We start from the raw sequence: 15,062 nt of genomic DNA, 5'->3' as shown, positions 1-15,062 counted from the left end.
ATTAGTAGTGAGGTACAAAAAAAGCGATCACTTACTAGTGATCGCTTTTCTGTGAGTTTAGTAAATCTATTACTTTTTGATTTCTACTTTTTCTGCATAGCGCTTCCAAAGTTTTGTTTGATGTGTTTCCAAACTAATATCTCTTCCTTGAATAAAAGCTCTCGTCAATTGATTTCCTCGCATATCAAGTGCATTCCCTTCACTTATAAACAAGGTAGCATCTTTTCCTACTTCTAAAGTTCCCGCTGAGGCGTCTAGTCCCAAAATCTTTGCAGGGTTTTCTGTAATTAATTTTAAGGCATCTGCATCACTCATTCCAAACTGTGTGACTTGACCTGCATAAAAAGGAAGGTTTCGTACTTGCCAATACTCGCCATCGTATCCTAAAGCGACAAGTACCCCAGCGTCTGTCAATAATTTTGGCAACTTATAAGGCAAATCATAATCATGATCATCCATCGCGGGTAAATCTTGAACACGCTGTAAAATGACAGGGATGTTGTTTGCTTTCAATTCCGCCGCTACTTTGTAAGCTTGATATCCTCCTACAAGAACAACATGAGGAATATTCATTTCATTTTTGAATGCAATCACATCACGGATTTGACGCTCATCATTAGCGCTAATAAATAAACGCTGACTTCCGTCAAAAACACCTTTCATCGCCGCAAAAGGGAGATTAACATCAGAATTTCCTTTTGAATATGCTTTTGCATTATTCATAAATGTTCGTAATTCATCTATATCCTTTGGATAGTTTTTATTAGGCTTAGAACCTGGATCTTCGCCTAACCACCATCTTCCTCTAGTCATACTAAGAGGCCAATTAGCATACACGCCATTATCTGCTTTTACAGCGGCATCTTCCCAGTTCCATGCATCGAGTTGTACCACTGATGAAGTTCCCGAAATTCTTCCTCCAAGAGGGCGTATTTGTGCCATCAGTACTCCATTAGGGCGCATACTTTCTACGACTTTAGACTCTGCATTGTATGCAATAATAGAACGAACATGAGGAATCATATCTCCAATCTCATCATCGTCATTAGTTTGACGTACTTGCCCTACTTCTACCAATCCTAGGGTGGTGTTTGTGGCGATGAGTCCTGGATAGATGTGTTTTCCTTCGGCGTTTATAATCTTACCTCTTTGAGCAATCTTAGTTGTTGTGGCATCTGCACAGACACTTATTTTACCATCTTCTATAATCAATATGGCATTATCGATGACAGTTCCGTTTCCTATGTGAGCTGTTGCTCCTATAATTGTATACACCTCTGTCTGAGCAGGTGCTGGTGTTTGTTGTCCTATAGCGACCGAAGCGATGCATACGAACGCTATCGTCATGTATTTTGTTAGTGCTCTCATATTAATGTATCGTTTCTGTAGTGTCACAATGTAAACGCTGCTTTTCTTTTTTCTTGGCAGGTTGCGTTTTTAACCCTTTTTTCTTTTCTGCGAGCATCATAGCAATCAATTTGCTTTTTTCTGCTTTTACAGCTTCTCTTAATTCTAGGTCTCTATTAATATCAAAATAAATAGTTCCTTCAATAATTGTTTGTTCTGCTTTTGCTTTGATAGACAATGGATGGTCAGACCATACCACTACATCACCATCTTTTCCAACTTTAATACTCCCTGAGCGATCGTCTAGGTGTAATAGTTTAGCAGGATTTAGAGTGATCATTTTAAGCGCTTCTTCTTCAGAGACTCCTCCGTATTTTACAATCTTAGCGGCTTCTTGATTCAGGCGTCTTGACATCTCCCCGTCATCACTATTAATCGCCACCACAACACCTGCATTATGCATAATGGCAGCATTGTAAGGAATCGCATCATTTACTTCATACTTATACGCCCACCAATCTGAAAAGGTAGATCCTCCTACCCCATGGGCAGCCATCTTATCTGCTACTTTGTATCCTTCAAGGATATGAGTAAACGTATTAATTCTAAAGTTGAAACGCTCTGCAACTTTCATCAACATATTGATCTCACTTTGTACATACGAGTGACAAGAGATATAACGCTCTTCATTTAAGATATCAACAACGATTTCCATCTCTTCGTCGATACGATAGGGTTTTCCGCTGTTTTTCAAAGCTTCGTATTCTTTTGCTCTGGTGAAGTAGTCTACAAATACTTGTTCAACACCCATTCGGGTTTGTGGAAAACGACTATAGCTTTGCCAGTTGGCCTGCTTTACATTTTCGCCGAGAGCGAACTTAATAAACTTCTTATCTTCTAGAAGCATCTCATCGATAGCAGAGCCCCATTTTAATTTCATAACTGCGGACTGTCCTCCTATTGGGTTTGCAGATCCGTGTAATAATTGAATGGCGGTAACTCCTCCTGCTAGGTTTCTATAAATATCACTATCATCTGGGTTAATCACATCCGACATACGCACCTCTGCGGTTGAGTTATGTCCTGCTTCGTTAATATCAAACGCTGCGATATGTGAGTGCTCATCAATAATTCCGGCAGTAACATGTTTTCCTGTACCATCAATCACTTTTGCTCTACCCGCTGAAAGGTTTTTACCGATCTTGCTAATCTTACCATCTTTAATAAGAACATCTGTATTCTCTAAAACGCCTTCCGCTTCACTCGTCCAAACCGTCGCATTCTTAATCAGAATGTCCTGTTGACTTGGTGGTTGTTCAAAACCAAAAGCAATATTAGGATACGTCATTGGCATGATCACTGGTGCTTTATCATCGTCTTTCCTTTTGTCTTTTCCTTTAGCATCTTTTGTCCCTTCAGTAGCTTTGGTTCTTTCGGTTGTAATGGCTTGCTCGTCACCATTAGGTAAAACGGCTTTTCCAACAAAACGATCATCAAGGACTTGCCCAACTAAACGTACAAACGTATTATCTCCTTTTGGAAAGGTAAGATTCACCCATGCATCGGCATAATTTCCATCACTTTTTACGTCATTTTCTCCTTCCATCAGAGTAAAATCAGTTTTTCCTTCTGTAGAATTTTTGATATTTAATGTATATGACGTTCCTCCTATACGCATCCCGTACGTACCATCTATATCAACGGTATTCATATCTTTTACAACTGTTTTCTGTCCTTGAATCCAGTGCTCATAAAGCATTGTTTTATCTTCAAAAAGTTCTCCAGAAGTAATCATAAAGTTTGCCCAGGCACCATCTTTTAAGCTTCCTATTTCGTTACTCTTTCCTAGTAATTGTGCAGGCACGGTGGTTAAAGCCGCTAATGCTTTTTCTTTTGAAAGTCCATGTTTGATGGCTTTCATGAGTTGTCCTTTGAACTCTTTTGGTGATTTTAACTTAAACGTTGTCAGCGCAAAAGGAATTCCGTTAGACTCAAATTGTTTTGGGTTAGTAGGCGCTTGATTCCAGTGACGCATATCTCCTAAGTCTATGTAGTTTGCAGCATATGGATTTTCTACATCATACGCATCTGGAAAATCTAGTGGTAAAACAAACGTTCTATTCAGGTTTTTAATCTCCCCGATTCGCTTATACTCGTCCCCTGCTCCAATGATCATATAATTGATTCCAAACTGATCTCCTATTTTGTCAATACGCATCGCATCATATACATCTTCTGCCTCGAAGAATTGCGTAAGGTTTTTATTTCGCGTAAGCGCTTCTAAAGAAAGATCTTTAGTCGTTACATTTCCTTTTTCATACCAATCTAAGTCATAATGAACTTGGCGTAATAAAGACGTGGCTCCCATTTTTGAGGTAGGATATGATTGTGAAGACGTATTACTCTTATCAAAAGAAAAATACTGTCCGAGGTTATTGTCAAGAACCCTGTTAGCTGTATTACCGTTTGTATTCAGGGCAATTAAAGCGCCTGTGCCTCTGGCAATCCCATCATGTTGATGGGTTGCAACAACCCCAAACCCAGCTTCTATAAAAGCTTTAGCGCTTTTGGCATCATATTTAAACGCATCAATTCCTTGCGTTTCTGGACGTATATGGTCATTCCAATAATAACCATCACGGGTATTATCATATTGAGAACCGCGACCACCCCCGCCCGAGCGCTTTGGCTTTTCGATTCCAAAACCAGTATACATATCAATAAACGAAGGATAGATGTGTTTACCCGATACATCGATGGTAATAGCATTACTTGGAACTGGAATTGATTTTCCAACACGTACTATTTTTCCATCCTTGACAATCAGTGTCCCGTTTTTGATAGTTTCTGTAGGTGAAGTGTGAATGGTTGCATTTGTGAAAACTGTGTAATTCTCATTCTTAGATTTTACACCGTCATTTGAAGGAAAATAGTCTTGCCCGTACATCGCAAACGAGCATGCAACTAATCCCACAATAAGGATTTTCTTTAAAAACATAGTATGTAGTGATTATTTAGTCCTTAAAGATACATCCATCAACAGCGGTCACCCCTGCTAATTAAGAGTTTTTTAACATCAAATAAACGCCAATGAAATAATGGTTTAATAAAATAATGTGGGAATTGCTGGGCGCTAAATACTATATCGCTAATGGAAAAGATTTGTTATAATTTACTAATAAGGCAACCATATAGCTGTAGCTTTTCATTCCTTCTGGTTGGTTATTTGCTTTCAAGTAATTGCTATAAAACAATTTAAAAAAAGGCTCTAGCGGATTATCCATCTCATCCCAAAATGCGCGAGACGCCGCATAATTCTTGAGAATCCCAGGGCGAATCTGATCACGTAGTTTTTCTCCTAGCTCGCTATCGCGGCGAAAAACGTCATTGATACAATACCGTAGGGCAAAAATGCTTCCAGAATATTGAAAGTATGGGTTCTCGTTATGAATCGTTGCGAGTACACCTATAAAATTGGCTTCGTTTTCCTTGGCAAAACCTAATTGATGTGCTTGTTCATGACAGCTTATCACTGGATGCCTGTGACTTGGCACGAGTCCGTTGATGTGTGCCTCATTAGTAATGGGATTTAAGTAGCCACTATATCCCATCACCGAAAGTGGATAACTCAATAAGGAGGTTTTGATGCTTTTGGGAGGATAATTGAGTTTTGGAAATTGTGATTGTAAGGCTTCATACCCTTGCAGCGTGTTCTCAAAAACTTCAGATTTTGAGAGTGGCACCTCCACCATCATGGTGTCATTGGTGGCCAACTGGTCGTACAATGTATTACTTTTTACGATTAGTTTTTCAGTTAAGGCAACCAATTCTTCGGTGGTATATTCACTTTCTATCGAAAGCGATTCGTGTAAAGGAGGTCGGTAATAATTCATACCCCACAGTAAATGAAACGCCCCATATACAATAGATGCTAGCGCAAGCGTACGAATACAAAAGGTTTTCCACTGACGGAAACGAGATTTGAACAAGTGTACGATTTCGCGCAAAGCGATAAAAATCAACACCAAATACATGATGTCCCCAAATGAAAATGGTAACCAGCCAAAGGCATATCGGAATCCTTTTGAGATCACAGGGTAAAGACCGTTACTGTAATAGTTTTCTATGAACTCCGGAAAAAGGGCAAGGATACGTACAATCCCCATTTGGACAACTAAAAAGAGACCGATAATCAGTAGAGGGCGGTTTTGTTTCATTGGGATAAAAATAAGGAAAAGGAAATCCAAACCGAAATCAAAGTCGAAATTGAAATTGAAATTGAAATTGAAATTGAAGTTAAAGTTAAAGATGAAGATGAAGATGAAAAAATATTAGGAGCGGGAAGTCTGAAGTGGGAAGTTCTATGAAACTTGCTGGATGCTGGATGCTGGATGTTGGATGTTGGATGTTGGATGTTGGATGTTGGATGTTGGATGTTGGATGTTAAAATAGAATACTTACTTTAAATAAAATACTACGCTATTTTATCATTTCTTTTATGCTTGCGCGAAACATCATAGCGAAGAAGTTGTTAGGGAGTGTCACACTGAGCAGTTAAAAGTCGAAATAGTTCACCTTTCTCCTCTGGTTTTTTAGAAATTTAATAAATTAAAACTTCTTGTAAATATATGATGCTAATCTAATAGCCTGTCGAAGTGCGTAGTAAAAGTATGAAAACGCACTCTTGTAAACTCTTTCCTTTAAGAATCTTCACACCCTAGAAAGGAGGGCTAAGGAGGTGTTTCACTAAGTTTCTAATAGCAAGGTGGATGTGTAAAAACGACATACAGACGGAGGAGAGGTTTGTTTCTTGTATGATTTCAGTTATTGTTTACCTTGACTTCTATAACAATTACAAACGTCTTTAATGATTAAAACATTAGGTGTATTTCATTTTAATACTTCCAAACAAGCGTTTCACCCTTTTTTAGCGTATTTTAGGTAACTTTATATACTCGTTGTACTTCATACAACCTGATAGATACGCTACTTTACAAACCTATGATTACCCATGTTTTTGCTTTCTTTCTTAACATTTCTCCTCGACTGAAACGAGCAGTTTGGAAACAACTATATCAGTATCTGGCAAATAAGTATCCAACACAAGAATGGACGTATATGAACTACGGATACGAGCCCAGCAACCAATCTATTAAAATCCCTCTGAAAGAAGAGGAAGAGAATGACCGGTATATGATTCAATTATACCATCATGTGGCAACAGCTGTAGATCTTACTAATAAAGACGTAGTAGAAGTTGGTAGTGGACGTGGAGGAGGTTCATCGTATATCAAACGGTACCTTATACCAAAGACCATGACCGGAATTGATTATTCTAAAAACGCCATCAAATTCAGCAATAACCATCATTCGGTAGAAGGATTGACTTTTATGCATGGGGATGCAGAAAACATACCGTTGGCTAGTGCAAGTGTAGATGCGATTGTGAATATCGAATCTTCACATTGTTACGGATCAATGAAAAAGTTTGTGGAGCAAGTCTATAGAGTGCTACGCCCTGATGGTCATTTTTTGTTTGCTGACTTACGTCCCTCAGAAGAGATGAATGAACTAGATACTATTTTCAATGCTGCAGGATTTGAAATACTCAAAAAGGAATTAATTTCGAAGGAAGTCGTCAATGCAATGGAGGCATTTCACGAATACAAATTGGCATTCTTCCAAAAGATGGTAAAAGGTTGGTTAAGAAAACCCTTAAATGATTTTGCAGGAGTGAAGGGCTCAAACATTCATAAAGAATTGAGTAATGGCGAGATGGTGTATTACCATTATGTCCTGAGAAAATGATACGCTTCTCCCTCCCAACAAAAGCTAAAAGCCAACAGCCAAAAGCTAAGACGAACAGTCGACAGCTAAAATTCCTATATTAGCGCCCAACAAATCCTAATATATGCAACCCTATCAAATCTTACTCCTTATTGCTGGTTACTTTGGTGTCTTGATGCTCATCAGTTATCTCACGGGTAAAAGTGGCTCCAATGCCGATTTTTTTAAGGCAGGAAAGCAATCGCCATGGTATCTCGTCGCCTTTGGGATGATAGGCGCTTCGCTCTCGGGAGTGACGTTTATATCGGTACCTGGGTGGATTGAAGCTTCCAGTTTTAGTTACTTTCAGGTCGTATTAGGATATACGGTAGGATATGCCGTCATCGGATTAGTGCTCCTCCCACTCTACTACAAGCTGAATTTAACGTCTATCTATACCTATCTCGATACTCGGTTTGGGAATGCATCCTATAAAACAGGGGCTTCCTTCTTTTTACTGAGTCGGATTGTAGGGGCTAGCTTCCGATTGTATTTGGTAGCAAACGTATTACAGTTATTAGTCTTTGATAAAATGTCATTTTTTGGTCAGGAAGGCGTTCCTTTTTGGGTCACCGTGACCATTACTATTTTATTAATTTGGCTTTACACCTTTAAGGCTGGTATTAAAACCATTGTATGGACCGATACGCTCCAAACCTTGTTTATGCTCATTGCCGTAGGTGTGGCTATTTACTACGTTTCTGAACAAATGGGCCTTTCAGGTGGTGAGATTATGAGCTTTGTTTCTGATAGTGATTTGTCTCAAGTCTTCTTTTTTGACGATTGGAAAAGTGGTGATTACTTCTTTAAACAATTTTTCTCAGGAGCATTTATAGCCATTGTAATGACTGGATTGGATCAGGATATGATGCAGAAAAATTTGACCTGCCGCAATCTGGAAGATGCCAAAAAGAATGTGTTTTGGTTTACGATTGTACTCACCATTGTAAACATGGTCTTTTTAGTTCTAGGTGTTTTATTAACTGTATTTGCAGCCCAACAAGGTATTGATGCTCATAAAGACCAACTCTTCCCGACCGTGGCAGTAGAAAGTGGATTGGGAGCCGGACTGGCAATTGTATTTCTCTTAGGGTTAATTGCTGCGGCATATTCTAGTGCCGATAGTGCCCTGACGTCTTTGACCACTTCATTTAGTATTGATATTCTCGATATCGAAAAAAAATACGAACCATCCGAGCAGATACGAATGCGTAAACGTATTCATGTATTGATGTCTGTCGTATTAATTCTCGTGATTATTACGTTTAAATATATTATTGCTGATGATAGTGTGATTGCTCGTTTATTCACTTTTGCAGGATATACTTACGGTCCTTTACTTGGTTTGTATGCTTTTGGACTCTTTACGTCTTGGAAGGTAAAAGACGCCATCGTTCCTGTAATTGCGATAGCATCTCCCGTGTTGGCGTATCTCATCAGTGATCTCTGTAAAGAATATGCAGGCTTTGATTTTGGGTTCTTTATCCTGATTCTTAACGGGGCACTTACCTTCTTAGGGTTAATATTGATTCGTACCCAAAAGGACTAACGTACAAGCGATTTCATACGCAATATTATTTTCTTTTAAAAGAACATAAAATGCAGGATTTTCAGTCCCTGGATTAAAAATGACACGTTTCGGTTTCAGCGAAATCACATAGTCCATATAAGCCTCTTGACGCGGCGGGCTCAAATATAAAGTAACCGTATCTATGGTGTTTGTATGGGTTTCCGCTCCTGCCTGCCGGCTAGGCAGGTTCGCGAAAGCGGACTCAAACGTGATCACTTCTTGACCATCAATGGTGCCTTCCTTCAAGCCCACAGCAATAATGGGATGCTTGTATTGTTGCAACCGACGGACGGCAATATTTGAATATCTGTTGGGTTTAAGAGAAACACCAAGAACGAGGGTGGGCTTTACTATCATAAAACAAAGTTAAAAAATAAAAACGCTGTAACACTCGGTAAAATAATTCGTCTATAGGATAAGAAGTTTACTTCCTACTGGCTAGACACCTTTTAATTCGTTTTGATGGTTAGTGTTAATTAGAAGAAATGTCTACCACAAAATCCCAGAGTCCGGACTCTGGGATTTTATTTGTAAAACGTAGTTTTGAAAAACCCGAGAGATGCATTCAAAACTACTAGTTAAACGAATCCCGCTGCTTACTGAACTCGTTTCAGTATCTAGTGGGATTTTTTATGTATTATCACAGATCAATCTCTATCGAATATGCCTTTTCCCGTCCCTAAAGAATGGATATATTCTCTTCTCTGCTCCCTTTAGAATTAGCAAAACAAAGCAACTCATACCCCTCTACGGGTTAAATAATTGTTAATCTAACCATTGAAATGAAACGTTGGCCAACTAATTGCGTCTATAAAAGTAACAATCAAAGATTGCTGAAAAAGATTTTATAGATTATTTGAATTAGCCTTCTTACTTATAAAATCTACTCAAAATATAGTTGATTGAATTAAGCAACATATAAAGCTCTCTACACCAAGAGAGCTTTTTTTATGGGGTTAAGTTTTAAATTTTGAGATAAGGTTTTAATTATAATTTTTAAGGATACTGTGTTCGCTTTCGCGAAAGCAAAATTAGTATTGATCAAGAAGTAACTTCTTTTTTATACAATCGTGGTAATTGCCAATGAAAAACCACCGCAAGAATACGAATGGTTATGATGATAGCACCTGAGAGTATCATGGCTAAGGTTTGTGTCATCGTAAATTCAATAAAGACTAAATAGGCAGCTGCGCCTGCAATACAAGCCGTTGCATAAATTTCTTTATGAAAAATAATAGGGATTTCGTTACACAAAATATCGCGTAACACCCCACCAAAACATGCCGAAACTGTACCTAATATCACACAAATAAGGGGATCTAATCCAAAGGCCAAACTCACTTGCACTCCCGTTACAGTATAAAGACCTATCCCAATAGTGTCAAACAAAAATAAAGAACGCCTAAAATATTTAAGCTTGCTTCGAAACAACACGGCAAATACAGCTGTAATAAAAATGACCGTAGGAAACACCTGATCTTGCATCCAGGTGACAGGTGTTTTTCCAATCAATACATCTCGCAAGGTACCGCCTCCAATAGACGTAATGAGCGCAATAATTAAAATTCCAAACGCATCCATACGCTTATTCATAGCCGTTAAGACACCAGAAATCGCAAATGAGATGGTTCCTAAAATATCAATGAGTGTAATAATTTCCATTATTGCTGTGTGTAGTAGTTATAATCTGTAATCACACGATCTACAAATTCAATATTTGTTTCTTGTGGATCGACAACCATTTTTTCTTTTAACCGTTCGGCCAACTTTACGATCACATTATGATTGCCATTACGCTTTGCGTCTGTATATAAGGTTTTGATGGTTTGTACATCTTGATCATTAAAAACAGTGACTTGTGGATAGGTGGGCACATAATTATCTGGAACTGTAACGAGTAAGCTTTGAGATAGGTTGACTCTCTTTTTTTCGCTTATTACGGTGGTACCTGCCGCAAGATCTCCCAATCGTTGTCCTTTGTCACTTATAAGTATACTCACAACAGCAACACCCCCAGTGGTAATGCTAATATCTACGATACGCATAAGCCAACGTGCAAAATAACTTCCAAAACCTGGTTTTGAACCGTCTAGCTTGACTACACGTAGTTTCATAGCAGCTTTTCCAGGCGATCGACCATTCCAAAAAGTTTCAAAAAATAAATGATACAAAAAGATCGGAAGACCAAGCACCATCATAAATACCCAAACATCATCATCATCTGTCCCTAAAGCACCTAAAAGGAAGATAGATAAGAGCCAATAAGAGAATATAATAAGTATATCAATGATATATGCCAGTATCCGATCTCCAATTCCTGCAACATTTTGATAAATACTTACATTTTGAGCGGTTTCTATTTGAAAATTATCCATTTATTCTCTTTCTTTACTTTTTAATTTTTCTGTAAATGCGTGAAGCTGCTTTTGTCAAGCAAAATAAGGATAAATGGTTGAAGTTTGAAAATGTTATTACTAACAAAAATCAAATACATCCAGATGAACTCTCTAATCTCTACATTGAGGTCACAGACCATCTTAGTTATGCGCAAACATTCTACCCAAAAAGTAAAACGTTAGAGTATCTAAATTATCTAGCGTCACAGTCACATCAAATCATTTATAAAACCAAACGAGAATCTAGTAAACGATTTATTACCTTTTTTACTAAAGAGTTTCCGCTTTTGATGTATGCCTATCAAAAGCAATTACTCATTGCGTTTTTAACCTTCATGCTTTTTACCCTAATAGGAGCATACAGTGCGGCACATGATGGTACTTTTGTACGATCCATTTTGGGTGACGGTTATGTAAACATGACGCTGAGCAATATAGAAAAAGGAGATCCTATGGCGGTCTATAAAGAACAAGGAGAACTCAATATGTTTTTAGGGATCACCATTAACAATATACGTGTTGCTTTATATGCTTTCATTCTTGGTATCCTGTTTTCTGTTGGTTCCTTAATGATTATTATGCGTAATGCCATCATGCTTGGGAGTTTTCAATATTTCTTTTTTGAGCAGGGTGTGGGATGGGAGTCGGTACGTACCATCTGGATTCACGGCACTATTGAGATTTCTGTAATCATCATCGCAGGTTGCGCAGGAATGGTCTTGGGTAATAGTATCTTATTTCCTGGCACCTACACACGGCTTACATCCTTTAAAAAAGGATTTATAAACGGACTTAAAATTGTCGTAAGTACCGTTCCGTTATTTATTGTTGCTGGCTTTTTAGAAGGCTATGTCACACGACATACCGAAATGCCAGATTGGTTGGCCATTCTTATCATAGCTAGCTCGTTGGGATTGATCATTTTTTATTATGTGATCTACCCAAGACAGCAATACAAACAACAACAACGCGACATCGCTAATACGCCAAAAATACCAACACTGTAAATGATACCATCTGATTATATAGAGTTTAACAAAAAAAGAGAAATTGGAGATATTATTACGGATACCTTCAAGTTTTTACGAAAGAACCTGAAGCCATTATTTTCTGTTCTTCTTAAAACTCTTTTAATACCCTTTATTTTGCTTGTGGTTGCCGTTGCTTATTATAGCATGGCAACAAGTGAAATGGACACAATTTATTTTCTACGTAATTATAATAATATTGCAAATATTATCATATCTGTTGTTGTACTCGCTGCAATGCTTATCATCTATTCTGGTATGCTCTATGGGACTGTAAGTGAATACATAATGGAATACAAAAAAACACAAGGAGTACCTACTGAAGAAACCATATTGCAGCAAGTTAAAAAGAATTCTGGTAGCTATATCAGTTTAAGTTTCTGGAATTTACTCTATATAGCTGGTTTTCCATTTTTATTGTTTTTCCTAGGGGGGATGATTGTTGGAGGTGTAGGATTTCTTGGGGTTCTTGTTATATTAGGAGCCTTAGTTTATATGATATATTTATATACAAGATATGCCGTTATTTTTCCTTCTTACATACATAAAAATACCACTATTACTAGTAGTTTTTCTTCGAGCACAGAACTCGTAAGAAATGAGTGGTGGAATACATTTTTGGCATTATTTTTATTAGGTCTTATTACAGCAGCCATCAGTTTTGTTTTTCAAATACCCGCACTCATATATGTTGTTTCACAAGAATTTGTAAATCCTGGAGAATATTCCTATGCTGAACCAACTACAGACTGGATACTTGTGATATTTCAAACTATATCTAGTTCTGTAGGGTATCTATTGTATATCATTCCTGCATTAGCAGTCAATTTTATATATTTTAATTTGAGTGAACGAAAAAACCAAACAGGTTCTTTGGAGAGAATAAACGCCATAGGAAGATCTGATGAGGAGTAAAACAATTTGGATCTTTATTTTTTTATTTTCGCTTTACGCGAAAAAAACCGATGCCAGCACACCTCCTGTTGTCACGATCACTATGCAAGATAGTACTGCCTTTAGTTTAGAAGAATTACAAAAAGACAACGCACCTCTATATCCCATCACCCTTGATAAAGAACACATAAAAGAATATCAAAATGACAGTGATTTTGATTATACCGAAGCGATAGAAGAAGACAATTGGTGGACTCGTTTTAAACAATGGGTGAATGATGTTTGGTCTAGCTTTATACGTTGGATTTTTGGAGGAGATGAAGTTTCAGGCACGGCTAGTTTTTTGATACAATTGCTTCCCTACTTAATCGTTGCTTCGCTGGTAGCACTACTTGTTTGGGTATTTCTAAAAATGGATTCAGGTCAATTAACTTTTGAAACAAAACAAACCGCACAAGCCTTTCTCTCAGATGACGAAGAACTGATTAAGCGAGATGACATACAAAACCTTATTGACAAAGCAATTGCCGAAGGAAATTACCGACTAGCCATTCGTTTTTACTACCTACTAGCACTTCAAAAAATGAGCGGAAAAGAACTCATTAACTGGCAAGTACAAAAAACCAATCACGAGTATATTTACGAAGTAACTGATCCTAACCTACGCAAGCAATTTAGACATGTAACAGACCTCTACGACTATATATGGTATGGGAATTTTGACGTAGATGAAGCTTCTTTTCAAAAAGCACAATCCTCTTTTGTTAACCTAACACGTCAATTATGAGCAATAAGTTAAAAATACTTGCTGGGATCCTATTGACGTTACTTGCGTTACTTGTTTTTCTAGAATCTAGTCAAAAAGCACCTGTCAATTGGTTTCCGAGTTATGCTAAGAAAGATAAAATACCGTATGGCTCTTTTGTGTTATACAACACCCTGAAAGAAACGAGGACAAACAAAGATTTTAAAGAAATTTCTAGACCCCCCTATGAGTTTTTAGCAGATAGTAATCATCAAAGCGGTACCTATTTTTTTGTCAATGATTATATCAATTTTGATGAAGCTGAATCATTACAACTCCTGGATTGGGTTTCGCGTGGTAACACATTGTATATAGGTGCTGGAGGTATCGGAAAAACAATTCTAGACACCTTATCTCTAGAAACAGAACTTTTTTATGACTTGGATAATATTTATAGAAAAACACCACTTCTAGAGTTAGTACACCCTGATCTTACCAAAGAACGCCCTTATAAATTAGACCAAAGCATACAGACCGTTTACTTTACTGAAGTTGACACCCTTCAAACAATTGTCTTAGGCGCCTACGATTACCAGAAAGGAGATGATTCCTTAAGCATACAAGAGCCAAAAGTGCATTTTATCAAGCAAGCCTTTGGCGAGGGAACCATCATCCTGCATTTAATGCCTGATGTGTTTACCAATTACTTTATGTTAGATCAAGAAAACTACACCTACACAGAAGCGGTCCTGCGATACATTCCAGATGATGTACCGATCTTTTGGGATAACCATTATAAAAATGGAAAAACTATCAATACCTCTCCTTTGTATATGCTCTTTAACAACAGATACCTTAAATGGGCATATTATATGCTGGTCATTGGTGTTATCCTATGGGTATTTTTTGAAGGAAAACGTAAACAAAGAGCTATTCCTATCATAAAACCCTTACCCAACCAAACGCTGGCTTTTACAAAAACCATCGCAGGAATGTATCTTGAAAAACAAGACCATAAAAGTATTGCATTACATCAAATCAATCACTTTATGGAATACATCAGGGAAGAATACCAGATGGAAACTGCAGATAGAGGACTTGATTTTATAGAACGTCTTGCTTCTAAATCTAACAATACACAAGAAGATACCAAAAGACTCATGGATTATATTACCTCCATCAGTCAAAAATATCCAATTACAGAAGAAGAATTATTAAAACTAAATAAGCTCATACAAGCTTTTAAAACTAAATAA

The 15,062-nt window shown here is 37.5% G+C and carries 13 protein-coding genes; 7 read left to right on the top strand and 6 right to left on the bottom strand.

The genetic code is table 11. The features are described 5' to 3' along the window. Positions 1 to 69 precede the first annotated feature (69 nt). The 3 genes from ACFO3O_RS04775 to ACFO3O_RS04765 form a co-directional block, all read right to left on the bottom strand. Entirely contained in the window at positions 70 to 1,368 is a 1,299-nt protein-coding gene (locus ACFO3O_RS04775; RefSeq protein ID WP_379977401.1) for an amidohydrolase family protein, read from the bottom strand. 1 nt (position 1,369) lies between these two features. Further along, complete coding sequence (locus tag ACFO3O_RS04770) at positions 1,370 to 4,345, bottom strand: amidohydrolase family protein (protein WP_379977400.1); 2,976 nt, start codon at positions 4,343 to 4,345, stop codon at positions 1,370 to 1,372. Between the two features lie 142 nt (positions 4,346 to 4,487). After that, a complete protein-coding gene (locus tag ACFO3O_RS04765) occupies positions 4,488 to 5,564 on the bottom strand; it encodes a DUF3810 domain-containing protein (RefSeq protein ID WP_379977399.1) in 1,077 nt (358 codons plus the stop codon). On the opposite strand from ACFO3O_RS04765, the gene ACFO3O_RS04760 reads away from it, so the two are divergent. The 3 genes from ACFO3O_RS04760 to ACFO3O_RS04750 all read left to right on the top strand — a co-directional run bounded on the left by ACFO3O_RS04760 (position 5,556) and on the right by ACFO3O_RS04750 (position 8,722). Beyond that, entirely contained in the window at positions 5,556 to 5,714 is a 159-nt protein-coding gene (locus ACFO3O_RS04760; protein ID WP_379977398.1) for a hypothetical protein, read from the top strand. The two genes, ACFO3O_RS04765 and ACFO3O_RS04760, sit on opposite strands and share 9 nt — an antisense overlap. Before the next feature lie 634 nt (positions 5,715 to 6,348). Continuing rightward, positions 6,349 to 7,155 (top strand): class I SAM-dependent methyltransferase, encoded by an 807-nt coding sequence (locus tag ACFO3O_RS04755; RefSeq protein ID WP_379977397.1) that lies wholly within the window; start codon positions 6,349 to 6,351, stop codon positions 7,153 to 7,155. Between the two features lie 103 nt (positions 7,156 to 7,258). Further along, a complete protein-coding gene (locus tag ACFO3O_RS04750; RefSeq protein WP_379977395.1) occupies positions 7,259 to 8,722 on the top strand; it encodes a sodium:solute symporter in 1,464 nt (487 codons plus the stop codon). Here ACFO3O_RS04750 and ACFO3O_RS04745 read toward each other — a convergent pair. The 3 genes from ACFO3O_RS04745 to ACFO3O_RS04735 form a co-directional block, all read right to left on the bottom strand. Continuing rightward, positions 8,693 to 9,097, bottom strand: coding sequence for a CoA-binding protein (locus tag ACFO3O_RS04745; RefSeq protein WP_379977734.1), 405 nt, complete (start codon positions 9,095 to 9,097; stop codon positions 8,693 to 8,695). The genes ACFO3O_RS04750 and ACFO3O_RS04745 overlap by 30 nt on opposite strands. A gap of 687 nt (positions 9,098 to 9,784) precedes the next feature. Then, positions 9,785 to 10,405: a trimeric intracellular cation channel family protein gene (locus ACFO3O_RS04740; RefSeq protein ID WP_379977393.1), complete on the bottom strand. Its 621-nt coding sequence runs from the start codon at positions 10,403 to 10,405 to the stop codon at positions 9,785 to 9,787. Then, the gene (locus tag ACFO3O_RS04735; protein WP_379977392.1) at positions 10,405 to 11,118 is read right to left on the bottom strand and encodes an RDD family protein; all 714 of its coding nucleotides are present in this window, start codon (positions 11,116 to 11,118) and stop codon (positions 10,405 to 10,407) included. The genes ACFO3O_RS04740 and ACFO3O_RS04735 overlap by 1 nt, the downstream gene beginning before the upstream one ends. A 35-nt stretch (positions 11,119 to 11,153) precedes the next feature. Here ACFO3O_RS04735 and ACFO3O_RS04730 point away from each other — a divergent pair, with 35 nt between their 5' ends. The 4 genes from ACFO3O_RS04730 to ACFO3O_RS04715 are packed head-to-tail and all read left to right on the top strand — an operon-like array spanning position 11,154 to position 15,062. Further along, on the top strand, positions 11,154 to 12,146 hold the full coding sequence (locus ACFO3O_RS04730; RefSeq protein WP_379977391.1) for a stage II sporulation protein M: 993 nt from the start codon (positions 11,154 to 11,156) through the stop codon (positions 12,144 to 12,146). Beyond that, on the top strand, positions 12,147 to 13,082 hold the full coding sequence (locus tag ACFO3O_RS04725) for a hypothetical protein (RefSeq protein ID WP_379977390.1): 936 nt from the start codon (positions 12,147 to 12,149) through the stop codon (positions 13,080 to 13,082). After that, on the top strand, positions 13,072 to 13,848 hold the full coding sequence (locus tag ACFO3O_RS04720) for a DUF4129 domain-containing protein (RefSeq protein ID WP_379977389.1): 777 nt from the start codon (positions 13,072 to 13,074) through the stop codon (positions 13,846 to 13,848). Before ACFO3O_RS04725 ends, ACFO3O_RS04720 begins: the two co-directional genes overlap by 11 nt. Next, positions 13,845 to 15,062: a DUF4350 domain-containing protein gene (locus tag ACFO3O_RS04715; RefSeq protein WP_379977388.1), complete on the top strand. Its 1,218-nt coding sequence runs from the start codon at positions 13,845 to 13,847 to the stop codon at positions 15,060 to 15,062. The genes ACFO3O_RS04720 and ACFO3O_RS04715 overlap by 4 nt, the downstream gene beginning before the upstream one ends.

This window comes from Dokdonia ponticola, assembly GCF_042653865.1.
Lineage (GTDB): Bacteria > Bacteroidota > Bacteroidia > Flavobacteriales > Flavobacteriaceae > Dokdonia > Dokdonia ponticola.
Note: the sequence above shows the minus strand (reverse complement) of the source record. Positions and strands in the feature narration are given on the sequence as shown.